Source organism: Limosilactobacillus agrestis, assembly GCF_014145585.1.
Lineage (GTDB): Bacteria > Bacillota > Bacilli > Lactobacillales > Lactobacillaceae > Limosilactobacillus > Limosilactobacillus agrestis.
This window is the reverse complement of sequence record NZ_JACIVF010000060.1, coordinates 82,752-98,898: the sequence shown is the minus strand read 5'-3', so window position 1 is coordinate 98,898 and position 16,147 is coordinate 82,752. Positions and strand designations below refer to the sequence as shown.

Genomic DNA, 16,147 nt, shown 5'->3' with positions numbered 1-16,147 from the left:
CTTTTTTGTTAAAGTAGGGGTGAAGTTGACATGTCGTACTTTTGTATGACGCTTGACGTCGGATTTAAAACTGGCAACTTCACAAGTCTATTCTTAATCTGCTCTTAGTCTGTTGGCTCTTAAGTCGTGTATTGAAAATTAGATTTAATAGACTTTTTGTGATTCTACTTCATTTGGAGATGATAAAATGCGTACTGTATTTGGGATTGATGTTAGTAAACATATAATTAACTTGGCAATTGTAGTTAATAAAGTAAAAGTTGATGAGTGTAAACTAACACTTGATCGTCCTGGATTAGATAATTTATTAAAGCTCCTTAAGGTCTTCCATCAACCTGAAGTGGTTTTTGAGGCGACCGGTATTTATTCTCGTACTCTTCAACACTTTCTTGATTGTAATGAGTTTAATTATACGATGCTTAACCCTTTAACTGCTAAAAAGCAACTCGATAGTTTACGTCCCTATAAAACTGATCGAGCTGACGCTCTTAACCTAGCTCAAACTAGTTTCATTATTCACCGCTCTTTATCTTATAAGCAGGCCCCAGTATATGAACAGTTACACGATCTTAGCCGCTTTTACCAAGAAGTAAGTCGAGATGTTGTTAACCATAAAAATCGGCTACATCGTGCCTTACAACTTACTTTCCCTCAATTGGAGTCATTATTTAGTAATACTAATAACGAGCTATATTGGGCAATTGTGATGCGTTTTTCCTGTCCTTCACAGGTTCTTAAAACTTCGTTTACTGATTTACGTTCGCTTATCCAGGATAGCACTAATAAAGTTATATCAACTAACCGCGCCACCTGTATTACCAAAAAGCTAATATCACTTGCTAAAGAAGCTTATCCGGTTGTTAATGACAATTCCTATGTTTACGAACAAATTCAGTACTTAACTAAACGCATCGTTGAGGAAGTCCATGAAAAAGATAAGATCATTTCAGAAATGCAACACGAAGCAGAAAATTTACCTGAATATGATTTACTATTAAGTATTCCTGGCTTTGGTGTACGAACCGTTACTTCTTTAATCGGTGAATTAGGTGATATTCGCCGCTTTCACAGTAGTAATGCACTTAATGCCTATATTGGAATTGATCTTAGACATTATGAATCGGGCAACTTCGTTGCTACCGATCATATTAGTAAACGTGGTGACGCAGTCGCTCGTAAAATTCTATTTAGATCCATCCAAAATATTGCGGTCGCTAGTCACTTTCATCCTAATCATATTAACGACTTTTATCAGAAAAGGAAAAGGCAATCTTCTCAGCCAGGGACTAAGAAAATTGCCATTGCCGCGATACATCGCCTTCTCAGAACGATTTATCATCTTGTAAAATACAATCAATCTTATAATTATCAAATAGCCAAAGCATAATTTAGGATTGATTCTTACTATTATTCTACAACCCATGAAAAATAAATCTAGTTCATGAGTTTATTTTGTTATACCTTAAATTCCCTTTTTAAACTACCTTAACTATCTAAATAGTTTTTTCTTAAATTAATCTCAAAGAAACACCTTAATATACTTGACTATTCGTAGAAAACAAAATAAGCACCAATGATAGTTCAAGTTCATCAGTACTTAATATTGTTGAGCCCTTGTTCCAATATCTAGGGGATTTACTGGATACATCATAATAAACTTCCTTGTTGGTGAAAACGTATGCATCAATTGCTTTAATTATATTAAAAATATCCTTGGTATATGCCTGAATATTGAATTGGAATAGTAAATTAAAACTGAATTGAATATTAAGTTTAATTCAGTAGATTCGGATGAGGAGGTAAATTTTTGTGGCTAATACCTAAAAATATCAAGCTTCAATTTTTTACTGATAAGTTCAAGGAGCGCCAGGCCAGCAACACTATTACCAGCATGGTCGAGTGCCGGACTAAAAATCCCAATTCCATAATGATTTGGAGCAGCAGAAACTAAACCACCACCGACACCGCTCTTAGTGGGAACGCCGATTTTAACGGAATAAGTTCCCGATTCATTATAAAGGCCCGTCGTCATCATGACCGATTTTGTATATGTAGCGGCCTCACTTGAAATGATTCGTTCATTATTCCAAGGAGCAATTCCGTCATTGGCAAGGACGGCACCGAGATTAGCTAGACTTTGGCAAGTGACCATCATTGAACACTGCTTAAAATAGGTATTAAGGCTAAGGGTTACGTCATTAGTAAGGACTTCTTTAGCCTTGAGATAGTACGCTAAAGACCGATTCATATCACCAGTTCGCAACTCCGATTGATAAATTTCTTCGTTAAGGGTGATATCAGGGTCATTACAGATTTTACGACTAAATTCGAGGATTTGGTCAAAGGGAGAAAGCCCATCTTGTTCTTCGATTAATGAACTAATGAGGATGGCGCCACTATTAATAAACGCATTGAGGGGGTGCGTTTCTTTAGTAATTTCCATATTAAGGATTGTATCAAATGGGAAGCCAGTTTGGCGTGTTCCAACTTGCTCTTCAACTGCTGACAACCCTAGACGTTCAATTGCATAGAGGAGAGTAATTACTTTCGAGACACTTTCGATAGCAAACCGAACTTGCGATGCTCCTGCTTCTACTTTTTTATCATTTGTGATGTCAAAAAGGTAAACGCCAAGTTGGTAAGGATCCACTTTTGCTAAAGCAGGAATATATGTTGCTACCTGTCCTTCGTCAATTTTGCTCCAACATTCTTGAATTGCGTCATTAAGATTCATGATAATTTGCTCCTTTAATTGAAAGTGAGTGGGAATTAACCTTTTCGACAAGGCGGTGGGTTAAAGGTCGAATAACGATTAGCACGGCAAGGCTGATTATCGTTTGGACTTAGTCTCGGGCATTGTGGTTAAATTCCATGAATGTTCAATATAATTAAAGTGAGAGGCTGTTAAAAAAGCTGGGAAAAATTTTCCCCAGCCCTTACCTTAGTTATTCTCAATCCGTTTTAATTCTAGTAGACTACCGGTATATGCATCAGCAATAAACTCGTAATCTACTTTTTCGCCATCTTCTAGCCGAGAAACGCCGCCTTCATAAGCATGGGTTTTAACTGCGAAGCGTTGGAAAGGTACTGCTTTATCATTTATCCAACTGCCGGTTAAAGAACCTTCACTTGCAAAATCGTTTTTGACTAATTTTAAGATCCGGTCAGCAGATATTTGGCGGTTACCAAAAAGCTTGCCAGCGATAAAACCAGCGATTCCAGATGCGCCTAATGTGACTGGAATCAGCCAAGGGTTGAGGGAGTTATTGTTTGCATTCATATGATTGCTTCCTTCACTATTTATTTAAATTTAATCCGTTCTTAACTTCTTATTTATTCTATCATTTTTAATTATTAAAATCCAAATATCCAGTCCTTGCAAGCAGATTACTTACAATAGATAAGAAGCATGGTATAATATTGCTAAAATGGTATAAGGATGAGGTTTATGAAAAGATTACCACAATTAAAAGAAGATCAATTAATTGAAACTATCGGCAATGGTAAGGTTGTCCTTTTCTTTACAGCTGGTTGGTGCCCGGATTGCCGTTTTATTAAGCCGGCAATGCCTGAAATCGAACAAGACTTCAGTGATTATACTTTCTATGAAGTTGATCGTGATGAAAACATTGACCTTGCTGCTGAATTGAATGTATTTGGAATTCCAAGCTTCATTGTATATGATAATGGTAAAGAAATTGGTCGATTTGTCAATAAAGATCGTAAAACTAAGCAGCAAGTTGAAGATTTTTTAAACAATTTGAAGTAAAATAAGAAGGCTGTGAAAATGAAGAGACTGAATTACTCAGCCTTCTTTAGTTTTAAATTAGATTTTCATAGTCTTCTTTTTATGTAATAATGTAAAATGGTAGATTATATTAGAGAGAGGAATATTTGATGTTAATTTCAAGTTACAATCCCAATGAATTAGGTGACATTTTAGTCGTTATCACCGCTCCAGATGTGGATGACCAAATCACTAAGATTGCTGATGATGTAGCTCAGATCACCGCTGAAAAAGATGGTGCATTACTTGGCTATAACTTTATGAACGCCAGCAAGATCTTACCAGAATTAATAGGTAAGAACGGGCAAGTGTTTTTAACTGCTGCTCAAGTTGAAAAATTAAATGTGAAGTTACAAGAAGCAGGCTTTGATAAGCTCTTAACGGCTGACGAAGATCCTAAGTTTGTGGTTGGTTATGTTGAAAAGATCACTGACCATCCTAAATCTGACCACTTAAAGGTAACGCAAACACGGATTGCTGATGATAAGACTGTTCAAATCGTGTGTGGATCTCCTAATGTTGCAGAAGATATTAAAGTAGTAGTTGCTCGTCCCGGTGCGATGATGCCAGATGGTAAGATCATTTGGCCTGGTCAATTGATGGGTGTCGATAGTGACGGCATGCTATGTGGTTTCCGGGAATTGCGGATTAAAAATGCCCCTGACAAAAAGGGCTTGTTCATTATCCCTGATGACTGGCAAGAAGTTGGTGAACCGGTTGATTTTGCTAGGGCCGACACGTTCTACCCAGAAAACTAATAAAAAACAGCTGATTACTATTGCCAAAATTCTATAATGCTTTATTATTTAGTGAGGGATGGATCACAATTATTGATTTATCCCTCGCGTTTATTTTAAATTGAATTGTTGAAAGGAATTGGATTGATGGAACAAAATACATATTACTTTGTTGGTATTAAAGGGACAGGTATGGCCTCTTTAGCACGTATCCTTCATGACAAAGGACACCAAGTACTAGGTTCAGATATTGAAAAGGAAACGTTTACACAAGCGCCATTGTTAGCGGCGGGAATTAAAGTTTTGCCATTTGATCCAGCCAATTTAAAACCAGGAATGATTGTTATCCAGGGTAACGCTTTTGATGATGATCACCCCGAGATTAAAAGAGCACACGAATTAGGCCTTCAGATTTTAAGTTATCCTGAGGCTGTTGAAAATGAGGTTAAAAATCACACTAGCATTGGGATTGCCGGCGCACATGGCAAGACCAGTACAACTGCATTATTGTCACACGTGTTAGCAGCGGTTGAACCAACCAGCTACTTGATCGGTGATGGTGTAGGGAAGGGGAATGCGGATGCACGCTTCTTTGTTTTTGAAGCCGATGAATACCGTGATCATTTCCTTGCTTACCATCCAGACTATGCGATTATGACTAACGTTGACTTTGATCATCCCGATTATTTCAATGATTTAGCAGATGTCCGTGATTCATTTGAAACGTATGGTAGGCAGGTGCAACGGGCAATTTTTGCGTGGGGAGATGATCCTAGTCTTCAGGGCTTAAACGTTGACGTTCCAGTTTATTACTATGGAACTAACCCTGATGATGATTTTCGGGCAGAAAATATTGAACGGACACCCGAAGGATCAACGTATGATGCTTACTTCCGTGATAAAAAGCTTGGTACATTCACAATCCACTTATATGGTGAACACAGTGTTTTAAATAGCTTGGCAGTGCTTGCGGTGGCTTACATGGAACATATGAATATGGATGAGATTCAACGAGAATTGGGCAACTTTAGGGGAGTAAAGCGTCGTTTCAGTGAAACTAATATTGCGGATACAACTATTATTGACGACTATGCTCATCATCCAAGTGAAATTAAAGCAACCATTGATGCTGCACGGCAAAAGTACCCAGATCGTGAAATTATCGCTGTTTTCCAACCACATACATATTCACGGCTAGCTGCTTACATCGATGGGTTTGCTGAGTCTCTTAGTCGGGCAGATAAGACTTTTGTTACTCCAATTTTTGGTTCAATTCGTGAAAATGCTGGAAATATTTCTAGTGCTGATTTGGAGAAGCGGATTGAAGGTAGTGAAGGTATCGACATGGATACCATGGACAAACTTTTGCAATACCATAATGCGGTAGTTGTTTTCATGGGTGCCGGTGACGTTGAAAAGTACGAAGAAAAGTACAAAAAATTGTTAAAATAATTAAAGATTTACTTGAATGAAATGGTGGCCTCTGCTACCATTTTTATGATTAGTCAAATAAAGTCAAATTTAATAGAAAGAGGGAGTCTTGATGAATAACTTTTCTCAAGAGCCAGGGCGTCGGGTTGTTACTGATGCAGCTGGCTTGAATAGTTTCTTGACCCGAATGTATGGAAACATGACGTTAGCAGTTCTTGTTTCTGCATTCAGTGCTTACTTGACCATGGGAGTATTTCGGAGTGCTGTTTTCGGTTTCTTTGGTACTCACCCTGGCATGGTTTGGGTTATCCTATTATTACCGATTGCATTGTCAATGGGGGTAAGCTTTAGTGCAACACGAAACCCAGTTGGTGCATTTATTATGCTGATGCTGACGGCGGTAATCTATGGTGTTGAATTTGCAATTATTGCTGGTGTTTATTCAGGCGCAAGCATTGCATCTGCCTTTGTATCTTCAGCGGCTGTTTTCGTTACGATGGCTTTATATGGAACCATTACCAAGCGCGACTTAAGTAAATTTGGTGCTCACGCGATGGCTGCTTTGATTGCTTTAATAATTGCTTACCTTATCAACATGTTCTTACAAAGTCCAGCTATTGCTTACATCTTCTCTTTTATTGCTGTTATTATCTTTACTGTATTAACAGCTTGGGATGCACAAAAAATGAAGCAGATTTATATTAATTATGGTGGTGAAGTATCAGTAAACGGTTTAGCTGTTCTGGGTGCTCTTCAATTGTACTTAGACTTTGTAAACCTCTTTATTTCACTTCTTCAAATTTTTGGAATGAGTGATCGAAATTAGTAGAAGGCCACACGGTTATTTCCCGTGATTAGACTTTTATATAATATTAAGGGAACCAGTAGTCACTCGTGATTTCATTTTTCGACGCGAAGCTAGTCTCTGGGAGCCCCGGATTTAACAATAGGCCTCCAATGTTCGGTTTTACCGGGCGTTGGAGGCCTATTGTTGTACTGTGCTATTTGTCTTTTGTGAAAGGAACCTGACTTATGTCACACCCCTTTGTTTTTATTAGCATTTTTCTTTTTTGTTAAATAATAAGAACTATCAGTTACAAGAATTAAAAATGTTGCAATCCAGATAGTTTTCATTCGGAAAAAGGGGAGTAACTGAGCGGAAATGATCGCACCCAGAGTAAAACAGATTACAATCATTAAATAACTAAAGGCAGCTGATCGTTGAGAATGATCGTGATGAAAATAATATTCGCTCCATGCAACAGCTGCTTTTTTGACACTGCCACTAGTAAAGACACTGTTATATCCAAGTCCTTCAATTTTACTAAATGAGGCACTTTGCATTGCCAGACCAAATGAAACGGCAGGTACCATCAGATAATCAGGAAAACTATCGGGAAGAAAACCGATAACTGCTCCTACTAATAAAATTGGTAGCAAACAAACTACTCGCCAATAATCAGTTCTTAGGTGTGTATGAAGGATACTGACCGTTGCTAATCCAAGAATAAAGGAGATCAATGAGCCTAGCCGATCAACAACACCAAGGAAATTATGATTTGCTAGTGCGGCACTAAGAAAAATAATATTACCGGTTTGTGCTGCTGCCATCGTTCGCCCACACTTGATATAGGTAAAAGCATCGATGAAACCACCGCTAAAAGTGAGGAGAAGAGCAAAGAGACGTGCTTCAGCTGGCCTTTGATAGTTAATGAGTTTGTCCATGAATGTCATCTCACATCTAATATTTTTCATTTTAATTATAACTTAAATCTTTGATCAAGAAACTAAACCATTGCTATATTCTCTGGTACAATTATTATTAGCGATAGAAGGGCGGGAATTAAATGACAAAACAATTATTATTGATTGACGGAAATAGTATTGTTTTCCGGGCATTTTTTGCCATGCATAACCAAATGGATAAGTTCACAAATAAGGACGGTCTACATACGGCCGCAATCTATGGCTTTAAGCTAATGCTTGACCATGTATTACAAAACTTCAAGCCAGATGCTGCGTTAGTAGCCTTTGATGCAGGCAAGGTCACCTTCCGGACGAAAATGTATGATGACTATAAGGGCGGCCGTAACAAGACCCCCAGTGAATTGACTGAGCAAATCCCCTATGTTCGAGAATTAATCAAAGATTCTGGTTTACATAGTTATGAACTAGCCAATTATGAAGCGGATGATATTATCGGAACCCTCGCCAAGCAAGCGGATGATGCTGGTTATAAGACATTGATTGTTACTGGAGACCGGGATCTTACCCAATTGGCAAGTGAAAATACGACAGTTGCTGTTACACATAAGGGAGTTACTGATACTGAACACTATACTCCAGCCCATGTAAAAGAAAAGCTAGGGATTACACCACGGCAAATTATTGATATAAAGGCATTAATGGGTGATTCTTCAGATAATTATCCTGGAGTGACTAAAATTGGGGAAAAGACGGCAATCAAGCTTGTAAAACAGTTTGGCTCGGTTGAGGAGCTTTATGACCATATCGATGATCTCAAAAAGAGTAAAATGAAGGAACATTTGATTGAGGATGAAGAGATTGCTCGGCAATGTAAGACACTGGCAACAATTCTTCGGGATGCCCCGATCAAGGTTAGTTTAGATGACCTGCAATACCAGGGCCCACAAAATGATGATTTGATTAAGTTTTACAAAGAAATGGGCTTTAAATCATTCTTGAAAAAAATGGATATCGATGGGGCAGGGGACGAAGCTGAAGCAGAGATTACTCCGATTAACTACACGGTCTTAACCAAGGATAACTTAGATGAGTTGGGACAACTAACGGGTGAAGTAAGTTTTAACCTTGAAATGCCAGAAGAAAACTACCACACGTCACCATTCGCTGGTTTTGTAATCGGCAATGAGAAACACTGGTTTACGAGTCGAGATGTGGATCTGCTTAAAGAAGCGCCACTCAAAGATTTGTTACAGAGTGATAATATTAAGAAGAATGTCTTTAATGCTAAGGCGCAAATCGTTGGGCTTCATCGCCTCGGTATTCCCCTTGAAAATATTGATTTTGATTTACTTTTAGCTTCTTACCTCCTAAACACTAATGATAATAGTAACGACCTGGGACAAGTAGCTCAGGAACATGGTTATGATGATGTGCGAACAGATGAAGAAGTGTATGGTAAAGGTGCTAAGCGAGCGGTGCCTGATGACGATGTGGCCTTCTTTAGTCACCTTGCTACTAAGGCACGGGCAATTGAACATCTGCGTAAAGATCTTTTTGCCAAATTAAATGAAAATAAGCAGACACCGCTATATACGGATATTGAATTACCGTTAACCCGTGTCCTTGCAAAAATGGAAATTACGGGCGTACATGTAGATGCCCAAACCTTGAAAGATATGGGCAGTAAGTTAACCGAACGTCTAGCAGAAATTGAAGGCCAAATCTATCAAGAAGCAGGCGAAAAATTTAACATTAACTCAACCAAGCAATTGGGCCATATTCTTTTTGAAAAGTTAAAGTTACCAGTAATCAAAAAGACTAAGACCGGCTATTCAACCGCAGTCGATGTGCTCGAAAAGTTGGCTGATAAATCACCGATCGTTGAGCAAATTTTGGAATATCGCCAAATTGCCAAACTTCAATCAACCTATATTACTGGTTTACTGAAAGTTATCCATTCAAATGACCAGAAGATTCATACGCGTTACTTGCAAACGTTAACACAAACTGGTCGCTTATCCTCTGTTGACCCTAACCTGCAAAATATTCCAGTGCGGTTGCCAGAAGGACGGTTGATCAGAAAGGCGTTTGTCCCTAGCCATGAAGGTTGGCAAATTTTCTCTTCAGATTATTCACAAGTTGAATTGCGGGTTTTGGCCCACATTACTGGTGATAAGAATCTCCAGGAAGACTTTAAGAATGGTGAAGATATTCACGCTAGTACTGCTCGTCGAATTTTTCATCTGGCACCTGATGCTGAGATCGACCGTAACATGCGGCGGCGGGCCAAAGCGGTTAATTTTGGAATTGTGTACGGGATTAGTGACTACGGGCTTGCGCAGCGGATTCATGTTAGTCGTGCGGAGGCACATGAGTTTATTCAAAATTACTTTCATGAATTTCCCGGTGTAAAGAAGTATATCAATGACACGATTGCGTTTGCTAAGGAAAATGGTTATGTTGAAACTATTACTCATCGTCGTCGTTATTTGCCAGATATTCATGCCAAAAGTTTCAGTAAGCGGTCATTTGCAGAACGAACAGCAATGAATACCCCCATTCAGGGAAGTGCTGCTGATATTATTAAAATTGCTATGATCCGGATGCAGGATGAACTTGAAAAACGACATCTAAAGGCAAAAATGCTCTTGCAGATTCACGATGAATTAGTCTTTGAGGCTCCTAAAGAGGAAATTCCGGTTTTAGCGGAGTTGGTGCCTAAAGTAATGGATTCGGCGGTTAAGTTGGATGTGCCGCTCAAAGTAGATAGTAAGTATGGGGATACATGGTATGATCTTAAAAAATAGACTGGAGGAATTAAATGCCTGAATTACCAGAAGTTGAAACTGTTCGTCGCGGTTTGCTAAAGATTGCCGTTAACCGTAAAATCAATGCAATTGATGTTTACTATGGTAAGACGATTACCAATAACGTTGAAGATTTTCGGCAGGCATTGATCGGACAGACGATAAAAAATGTTGACCGACGCGGGAAATATCTTCTTTTTCGTTTTACTAACGATTTAACAATGATATCTCACCTCCGAATGGAAGGAAAATATTATAATCAACCGATTGGTGGACCGATTGATAAACATACTCATGTGGTCTTTCAATTTACAGATGGCACGGAATTATGTTATCAAGATACCCGTAAATTTGGCCGGATGACGTTGGTAAAAACTGGTGACGAGATGAATGTTGGCGGTCTGAAAACAATTGGCCCCGAACCGACAGAAGATGCCTTTACTTTGCCATACTTTACAGCTGAGTTAAAAAAGAGTCGGGGCAAGATTAAGCCATTTTTACTTAATCAGCGTCATGTTGCTGGCTTAGGTAATATTTACGTTGATGAGGTCCTATGGATGACAGAGATAAATCCAGAACAGCCAGCCAATACTTTGACAACTAACCAGATTGCTGAATTACGAGAAAATATTATTAAGGAGTTGGCAACAGCGGTTAAGTATAAGGGGACCACGGTTCATAGCTTTACAAATGCATTTGGTAATGCTGGTGCTTTTCAAGACCGCTTAAAAGCTTATGGCCATGTGGGGGATAAGTGTCCGCGTTGCGGTACCAAAATGGTAAAAATTAAAGTTGCTGAGCGCGGCACGACATTTTGCCCCCACTGTCAAGCATTGAAGGAATAGAAAATGACAAAAATAGTTGGATTAACAGGTGGAATTGCAACAGGAAAAACAACGGTAAGCAATATTTTGCGGCAGGCGGGCATTCCAGTGATTGATGCGGACCAAGTGGCTCGGCAAGTCCAGACACCAGACTCGGTCGGACTGACGAGGATTGTAAAAGTATTCGGTCCTAAAATACTTTTACCAACAGGAGAGCTAAATCGCCCAGCGCTGGCTAAAATTGTCTTTAATGATAAAGAGGCGTTGAAAAAACTTAATAATATTCTTCAGCCGTTAATTTATGATGCCATTTTTTGGAAGGCTAATACCTTAAAAAAGCAAGAAATTCCACTAGTGGTGTTAGATGTTCCATTATTGTTTGAGCAGCATTATGATAAAGACTGTGATTATGTTGTAGTTGTTTATGCCGATCCTCAAACCCAGCTTCAGCGGTTGATGGCTCGAGATCACTGTTCCGAAGAGGATGCTCAAGCACGAATGGATGCCCAAATGTTATTATCAGAGAAAGAAGCGCTGGCGGATTTTAAAATAAATAATAATGGCGATCAAGTTACCTTGCAAAAACAAGTCGCATCCCTAATAAATCAGCTAAAAGCAAAATAAAATGTGGTAAAATAAAGTACTTATACTATAAAGGAGGGGGACACATTGCGCTGTCCACATTGTCACAAAAATGGATCACGGGTTGTCGATAGTCGGCCAAGCGAGGATGGAAGTTTTATTCGTCGTCGTCGTGAGTGCATTCATTGTGGCTTTCGTTTTACAACCTTTGAACGGTACGAGGAAACACCACTACTAGTAATTAAAAAAGATGGCACGCGTCAAGAATTCAGTCGCCAAAAGATTCTTAATGGGATTGTCCGCTCGGCCGAAAAACGACCAGTTAGTATGGAACGATTGACCAAAATTACCGATAAAGTGGAAAAACAAATCCGTAGCATTGGTGAAAGTGAAGTTTCCAGTCAAATTATTGGTAAATTTGTGATGAACGAATTAAAGGACGTCGATGAAATTGCCTACATTCGCTTTGCAAGTGTTTATCGCCAATTTAAGGATGTTGATGCCTTTATGAGCGAACTTGAGACAATGATGAAGTCAGAACATAAAAAATAATTAAGGAGGGCTGTAAAATGACTGCAACGACTTTTGATCCGCAAGCGGGCTATGTTGTTACTGCCAGTACTGCATTTATTAGTTTTAATGACCAAACTTTTGCAACATTTTATCAGCCAATTTTAGGACCCATCGCTTTTAGCTTTTTTTATGCCCTCAAAGCGCGGTTGTTGCCTAACCCCACAATTGCCAATCGGACCTTGCAAAGTGACCTTTTAGCCCAGGTAAATGCTGGTGGCCAACAAGTGCTGGAGGCTCTTCATCGGTTAGAGGCTGTCGGCTTAGTCCAAACTTATTTTCAGCATGATGATATGGGGGATGTATATGTTTATGACTTGCAACCAACCCTTACGCCAGAAAAATTTTTAGCTGATAATTTACTGAGTATTTTACTTTTAGAAGAAATAGGGGAAGAAGCATTTGACCGCTTGATTAAGCAAAGTCGACGATACAAGCTGGCTTCACCTAACACTTCATTAACTAATGTGAGCCACAACTTTTTTGAGGAATTCCATATTAATTCTCAGTCAATTACTGAAACTCCGCAAGCAATCTTAACGGCCCGAAAACAATCACCAGTAGAAAAGCAACCCCAGTTAACTGTGGGAATGACCGATGACTTTGATTGGCCAAGCTTAATTCACTTGCTAGCTAATCAGCCAATTATCAGTGCGGACTTGGAAAATAATCGGGAACTGATATTATTAGAGCATCAGTTATATGGGATTGATGAACCGACGATGAAGACATTGGTTTTACGGTCGATTGATCTGCAAAATAATCATTTCAATCCGAAAAAATTTAAGCAGATTGTAGCGTCTACCTATAATATTGTTTACTCTTCAACGACCAAGGTAGCCGAAAAGAAAACGCCGACGATAAATGAAGACGATAAGCTGACTAGTAAAGATCGGAAATTGTTGGAGACCGCTAAGGATTACTCGCCAGTTGAATTTCTGCAGGTGCTTAAAGGTCAAACTGGCGGCTATGTGACATCCGGTGAACGTCATATTCTGACGGGTTTAGTAGCGCAGGAAAAGCTTACCCAAGATGCCATTAACATCTTAACTTGGTATGTGATTAGTGACCGAGGAAATTCCACTTTGACAGCTAATTTTGTTGATGCAATTGCCAATAACTGGATCCAGCATGGAGTGATTAGTGGCGAGCAAGCCATAGTTCAATTAAAGACTTTTAATAAACGGTCGCAAGAAAAAAATAAAGAAGCAAAGACGTCAAAGAAGAATAAATGGCGTAAGACGATTAAGGAACAGATGCCAGAATGGAGCAAAAAAGATACGAGTGAGTTGATGAAAAAGGCTTCTTCACAAGAAATTGCTAAACTGCGTGAACGGATCGCTAACCGTAATAAAAAGTAGTAACTAAAGGAGGTGGCAGCATGCAGTCACTAAACAAAACTTTACAAGAGTTAATGCGTGGTCAAAATATCGTAAATAATATTCAACAAACGATGAAGCAAGTTTATGCGGATAAAGATGTGCAAGTATTTTTAAACGAAAATCGAGACCGTCTTAGTAAAGAAGCAATTAAACGAGGTCAATCAAAACTTTATGAGTTTTATCATGAAAAGCAATTAATTGAAAAAGGCGTGCCAACTGTTGCCCCAGGATATTCCCCACAATTAGTTATCAGTGCTGGTCAAATTGACGTAACCTATGTTCCGACTAAACAGTTATTAGAACAGCAGCGTCAGCGTTATATTCAACGGTTAGTTAACTCAATTAATATGCCTAAGTTTATTAAAAATGCGTCATATGATAACTATTATTTAAATGAAGATACCCAAACTGATACACGAACAAAGGCAATTCAGGCAGCTATGGATTTTACAGATAATTACCAAAAGGATGAGTTTCAACCAGGCCTTTACCTATATGGAAAATTTGGAGTTGGAAAAACATATCTTCTTGGCGCAATTGCTAATGAACTTGCTAAGCGTAAGGGCGTTGCAACAACGATGGTTCATTTTCCTAGTTTTGCTGTTGAGATGCGGAATTCAATTAAGCAAAATAATACTGGGGAAAAATTGGACGCTATTAAACGGGCCCCGATATTAATGCTTGATGATATTGGTGCTGGCGCAATGACCACTTGGGTAAGAGATGATATTTTGGGAGTAATTTTAGAGTATCGGATGCAAGAGGAATTACCGACCTTCTTTAGTTCTAATTTTTCAATGGCCGAGTTGCAAAATAACCATCTGGCTATCAATGTACAAGGGGACAATGAACCCCTCAAGGCAGCCCGGATTATGGAAAGGATTAAGTACTTATCACGAGAAATTGAAATGGAAGGAAAGAATTTGCGAGATAAAGGATAAAGTTCTTGACATTAAACTTTGAATTTAGTAAGCTAATAAACGTTGAAAGAAAAAGCAGAAGCACCCGCTTCTCGCCTAGGTGATGCTGATCGCCGGGCTGACGAGATGAATGATAATTGACCACTAGGATAAGGTCGTTGTTATGAAGCGGGGTACTTTTGTACCTCGCTTTTTTGCTTGATCTTTCGCTAAAAAAATTGGAGGTGCGTTGCCATAGCACAAGATATGATTGTCAATAACGGTATTCGTGCACGGGAAGTGCGGTTAATCGGTCAAAACGGTGAACAATTGGGCATTAAGTCTAAACGTGAAGCACTACAGTTAGCTGAAGAAGCTAACTTAGACCTAGTATTAGTTGCACCAAAGGCACGCCCAGCTGTTGCCCGCATTATGGATTACGGGAAGTACCGTTTCGAGATGCAAAAGAAAGAGCGTGAAGCTCGTAAGAAGCAAAAGACGATAACGGTTAAGGAAATTCGCCTTAGTCCATCAATTGATACTAATGACTTTAATGTTAAGTTAAAGCGTGTTCGTAAGTTCATTGAAAAGGGCGATAAGGTACGGATTTCGTTACGTTTCCGTGGTCGTGCTATTACCCACAAGGATATCGGTCGTGACATGATTGAACGGATGGCTGAAGAAACTTCAGACATCGCTACTGTTGTCCAACGTCCGAAGATGGAAGGGCGGAGTATTTTCTTAACTCTTGCTCCGGCTGCTGATAAAGCAAAGAATTAATTTAAGAAGGTAGGAATTAGTTATGCCAAAGATGAAGAGTAACCGTGCCGCTGCCAAGCGTTTCAAGCGTACAGCTAATGGTGGATTCAAGAGTGGAAACTCATTTACTAGTCACCGTTTCCACGGTAAGACTAAGAAGCAACGTCGTCAATTACGTGGTTTGAGCATGATGGACAAGACCAACGTAAAGCGTTACAAGAAGTTATTACCATTTAAGTAAACTTCACAAAAATAACTATTTAATATACGTAGGAGGATTTCAACATGCGAGTTAAAGGTGGAACTGTTACGCGTGCACGTCGCAAGCGCATTATGAAGTTAGCAAAGGGTTACCGTGGATCAAAGCACCGTCTTTTCAAGACTGCTAAAGACCAAGTAATGAAGAGTTACACTTACGCTTTCCGTGATCGTAAGGTCAACAAGCGTAAGTTCCGTGAACTTTGGATTGCTCGAATTAACGCTGCTGCACGTATGAATGACATTAGTTACAGCAAGTTAATGCACGGCTTAAAAGTTGCTAATATTGATATTAACCGTAAGATGTTAGCTGATTTAGCTGTTAACGATGCAGATGCATTTAAGGCACTCGTTGACGAAGCTAAGAAAGCTCTTAACTAAGCCTAAATAATCTTCGGTCGCTT

The 16,147-nt window shown here is 39.1% G+C and carries 17 protein-coding genes and 1 other annotated feature; of the genes, 14 read left to right on the top strand and 3 right to left on the bottom strand.

Going from position 1 to position 16,147, the window contains the following annotated elements; all coding sequences use genetic code 11:
* Positions 1-187 precede the first annotated feature (187 nt).
* Positions 188-1,387 (top strand): IS110 family RNA-guided transposase, encoded by a 1,200-nt coding sequence (locus H5R88_RS06785; protein WP_182578375.1) that lies wholly within the window; start codon positions 188-190, stop codon positions 1,385-1,387.
* A 426-nt stretch (positions 1,388-1,813) separates the two neighbouring features.
* Here H5R88_RS06785 and glsA read toward each other — a convergent pair whose 3' ends face one another.
* The gene (gene glsA / locus H5R88_RS06780; protein WP_182577773.1) at positions 1,814-2,734 is read right to left on the bottom strand and encodes a glutaminase A; all 921 of its coding nucleotides are present in this window, start codon (positions 2,732-2,734) and stop codon (positions 1,814-1,816) included.
* A 207-nt stretch (positions 2,735-2,941) separates the two neighbouring features.
* On the bottom strand, positions 2,942-3,280 hold the full coding sequence (locus H5R88_RS06775; protein ID WP_182577774.1) for a PepSY domain-containing protein: 339 nt from the start codon (positions 3,278-3,280) through the stop codon (positions 2,942-2,944).
* Positions 3,281-3,448: 168 nt separating this feature from the next.
* Between H5R88_RS06775 and H5R88_RS06770 the strand changes: the two genes are divergently transcribed.
* The 4 genes from H5R88_RS06770 to H5R88_RS06755 all read left to right on the top strand — a co-directional run bounded on the left by H5R88_RS06770 (position 3,449) and on the right by H5R88_RS06755 (position 6,781).
* Positions 3,449-3,769, top strand: a complete 321-nt coding sequence (locus tag H5R88_RS06770) for a thioredoxin family protein (protein ID WP_182577775.1) — start codon at positions 3,449-3,451, stop codon at positions 3,767-3,769.
* 128 nt (positions 3,770-3,897) lie between these two features.
* Complete coding sequence (gene ytpR, locus H5R88_RS06765; RefSeq protein ID WP_182577776.1) at positions 3,898-4,545, top strand: YtpR family tRNA-binding protein; 648 nt, start codon at positions 3,898-3,900, stop codon at positions 4,543-4,545.
* 126 nt (positions 4,546-4,671) lie between these two features.
* Positions 4,672-5,976: a UDP-N-acetylmuramate--L-alanine ligase gene (murC, locus tag H5R88_RS06760; protein ID WP_182577777.1), complete on the top strand. Its 1,305-nt coding sequence runs from the start codon at positions 4,672-4,674 to the stop codon at positions 5,974-5,976.
* Positions 5,977-6,067: 91 nt separating this feature from the next.
* The gene (locus H5R88_RS06755; protein ID WP_182577778.1) at positions 6,068-6,781 is read left to right on the top strand and encodes a Bax inhibitor-1/YccA family protein; all 714 of its coding nucleotides are present in this window, start codon (positions 6,068-6,070) and stop codon (positions 6,779-6,781) included.
* 209 nt (positions 6,782-6,990) lie between these two features.
* Here the strand turns inward: H5R88_RS06755 and H5R88_RS06750 are convergent, their stop codons facing one another.
* Positions 6,991-7,680 (bottom strand): YoaK family protein, encoded by a 690-nt coding sequence (locus H5R88_RS06750; protein WP_182577779.1) that lies wholly within the window; start codon positions 7,678-7,680, stop codon positions 6,991-6,993.
* A gap of 122 nt (positions 7,681-7,802) precedes the next feature.
* Between H5R88_RS06750 and polA the strand changes: the two genes are divergently transcribed.
* The 9 genes from polA to rplT all read left to right on the top strand — a co-directional run bounded on the left by polA (position 7,803) and on the right by rplT (position 16,124).
* Complete coding sequence (gene polA / locus H5R88_RS06745; RefSeq protein WP_182600584.1) at positions 7,803-10,469, top strand: DNA polymerase I; 2,667 nt, start codon at positions 7,803-7,805, stop codon at positions 10,467-10,469.
* A 14-nt stretch (positions 10,470-10,483) separates the two neighbouring features.
* Positions 10,484-11,314, top strand: coding sequence for a DNA-formamidopyrimidine glycosylase (gene mutM, locus H5R88_RS06740; RefSeq protein ID WP_182577781.1), 831 nt, complete (start codon positions 10,484-10,486; stop codon positions 11,312-11,314).
* A gap of 3 nt (positions 11,315-11,317) precedes the next feature.
* Entirely contained in the window at positions 11,318-11,917 is a 600-nt protein-coding gene (gene coaE / locus H5R88_RS06735; RefSeq protein WP_182600583.1) for a dephospho-CoA kinase, read from the top strand.
* A 45-nt stretch (positions 11,918-11,962) separates the two neighbouring features.
* Positions 11,963-12,427, top strand: coding sequence for a transcriptional regulator NrdR (gene nrdR / locus H5R88_RS06730; protein WP_182577783.1), 465 nt, complete (start codon positions 11,963-11,965; stop codon positions 12,425-12,427).
* Positions 12,428-12,444: 17 nt separating this feature from the next.
* A complete protein-coding gene (locus H5R88_RS06725) occupies positions 12,445-13,806 on the top strand; it encodes a replication initiation and membrane attachment family protein (RefSeq protein WP_182577784.1) in 1,362 nt (453 codons plus the stop codon).
* 20 nt (positions 13,807-13,826) lie between these two features.
* On the top strand, positions 13,827-14,768 hold the full coding sequence (gene dnaI, locus H5R88_RS06720) for a primosomal protein DnaI (RefSeq protein WP_182600582.1): 942 nt from the start codon (positions 13,827-13,829) through the stop codon (positions 14,766-14,768).
* A 46-nt stretch (positions 14,769-14,814) separates the two neighbouring features.
* Positions 14,815-14,951: a sequence feature (ribosomal protein L20 leader region), on the top strand.
* Positions 14,952-14,993: 42 nt separating this feature from the next.
* On the top strand, positions 14,994-15,506 hold the full coding sequence (gene infC / locus H5R88_RS06715) for a translation initiation factor IF-3 (RefSeq protein ID WP_003668486.1): 513 nt from the start codon (positions 14,994-14,996) through the stop codon (positions 15,504-15,506).
* Positions 15,507-15,528: 22 nt separating this feature from the next.
* Positions 15,529-15,726 (top strand): 50S ribosomal protein L35, encoded by a 198-nt coding sequence (gene rpmI, locus H5R88_RS06710; RefSeq protein ID WP_003664106.1) that lies wholly within the window; start codon positions 15,529-15,531, stop codon positions 15,724-15,726.
* 44 nt (positions 15,727-15,770) lie between these two features.
* Positions 15,771-16,124 (top strand): 50S ribosomal protein L20, encoded by a 354-nt coding sequence (gene rplT / locus H5R88_RS06705; protein ID WP_003664105.1) that lies wholly within the window; start codon positions 15,771-15,773, stop codon positions 16,122-16,124.
* The last annotated feature ends 23 nt before the right edge of the window (positions 16,125-16,147 follow it).

Bases quoted from the DNA above. Each gene is read 5' to 3' on its own strand.
- H5R88_RS06785 (WP_182578375.1), top strand. From the start codon at position 188: ATGCGTACTGTATTTGGGATTGATGTTAGTAAACATATAATTAACTTG.
- glsA (WP_182577773.1), bottom strand. From the start codon at position 2,734: ATGAATCTTAATGACGCAATTCAAGAATGTTGGAGCAAAATTGACGAA.
- H5R88_RS06775 (WP_182577774.1), bottom strand. From the start codon at position 3,280: ATGAATGCAAACAATAACTCCCTCAACCCTTGGCTGATTCCAGTCACA.
- H5R88_RS06770 (WP_182577775.1), top strand. From the start codon at position 3,449: ATGAAAAGATTACCACAATTAAAAGAAGATCAATTAATTGAAACTATC.
- ytpR (WP_182577776.1), top strand. From the start codon at position 3,898: ATGTTAATTTCAAGTTACAATCCCAATGAATTAGGTGACATTTTAGTC.
- murC (WP_182577777.1), top strand. From the start codon at position 4,672: ATGGAACAAAATACATATTACTTTGTTGGTATTAAAGGGACAGGTATG.
- H5R88_RS06755 (WP_182577778.1), top strand. From the start codon at position 6,068: ATGAATAACTTTTCTCAAGAGCCAGGGCGTCGGGTTGTTACTGATGCA.
- H5R88_RS06750 (WP_182577779.1), bottom strand. From the start codon at position 7,680: ATGGACAAACTCATTAACTATCAAAGGCCAGCTGAAGCACGTCTCTTT.
- polA (WP_182600584.1), top strand. From the start codon at position 7,803: ATGACAAAACAATTATTATTGATTGACGGAAATAGTATTGTTTTCCGG.
- mutM (WP_182577781.1), top strand. From the start codon at position 10,484: ATGCCTGAATTACCAGAAGTTGAAACTGTTCGTCGCGGTTTGCTAAAG.
- coaE (WP_182600583.1), top strand. From the start codon at position 11,318: ATGACAAAAATAGTTGGATTAACAGGTGGAATTGCAACAGGAAAAACA.
- H5R88_RS06725 (WP_182577784.1), top strand. From the start codon at position 12,445: ATGACTGCAACGACTTTTGATCCGCAAGCGGGCTATGTTGTTACTGCC.
- dnaI (WP_182600582.1), top strand. From the start codon at position 13,827: ATGCAGTCACTAAACAAAACTTTACAAGAGTTAATGCGTGGTCAAAAT.
- infC (WP_003668486.1), top strand. From the start codon at position 14,994: ATGATTGTCAATAACGGTATTCGTGCACGGGAAGTGCGGTTAATCGGT.
- rpmI (WP_003664106.1), top strand. From the start codon at position 15,529: ATGCCAAAGATGAAGAGTAACCGTGCCGCTGCCAAGCGTTTCAAGCGT.
- rplT (WP_003664105.1), top strand. From the start codon at position 15,771: ATGCGAGTTAAAGGTGGAACTGTTACGCGTGCACGTCGCAAGCGCATT.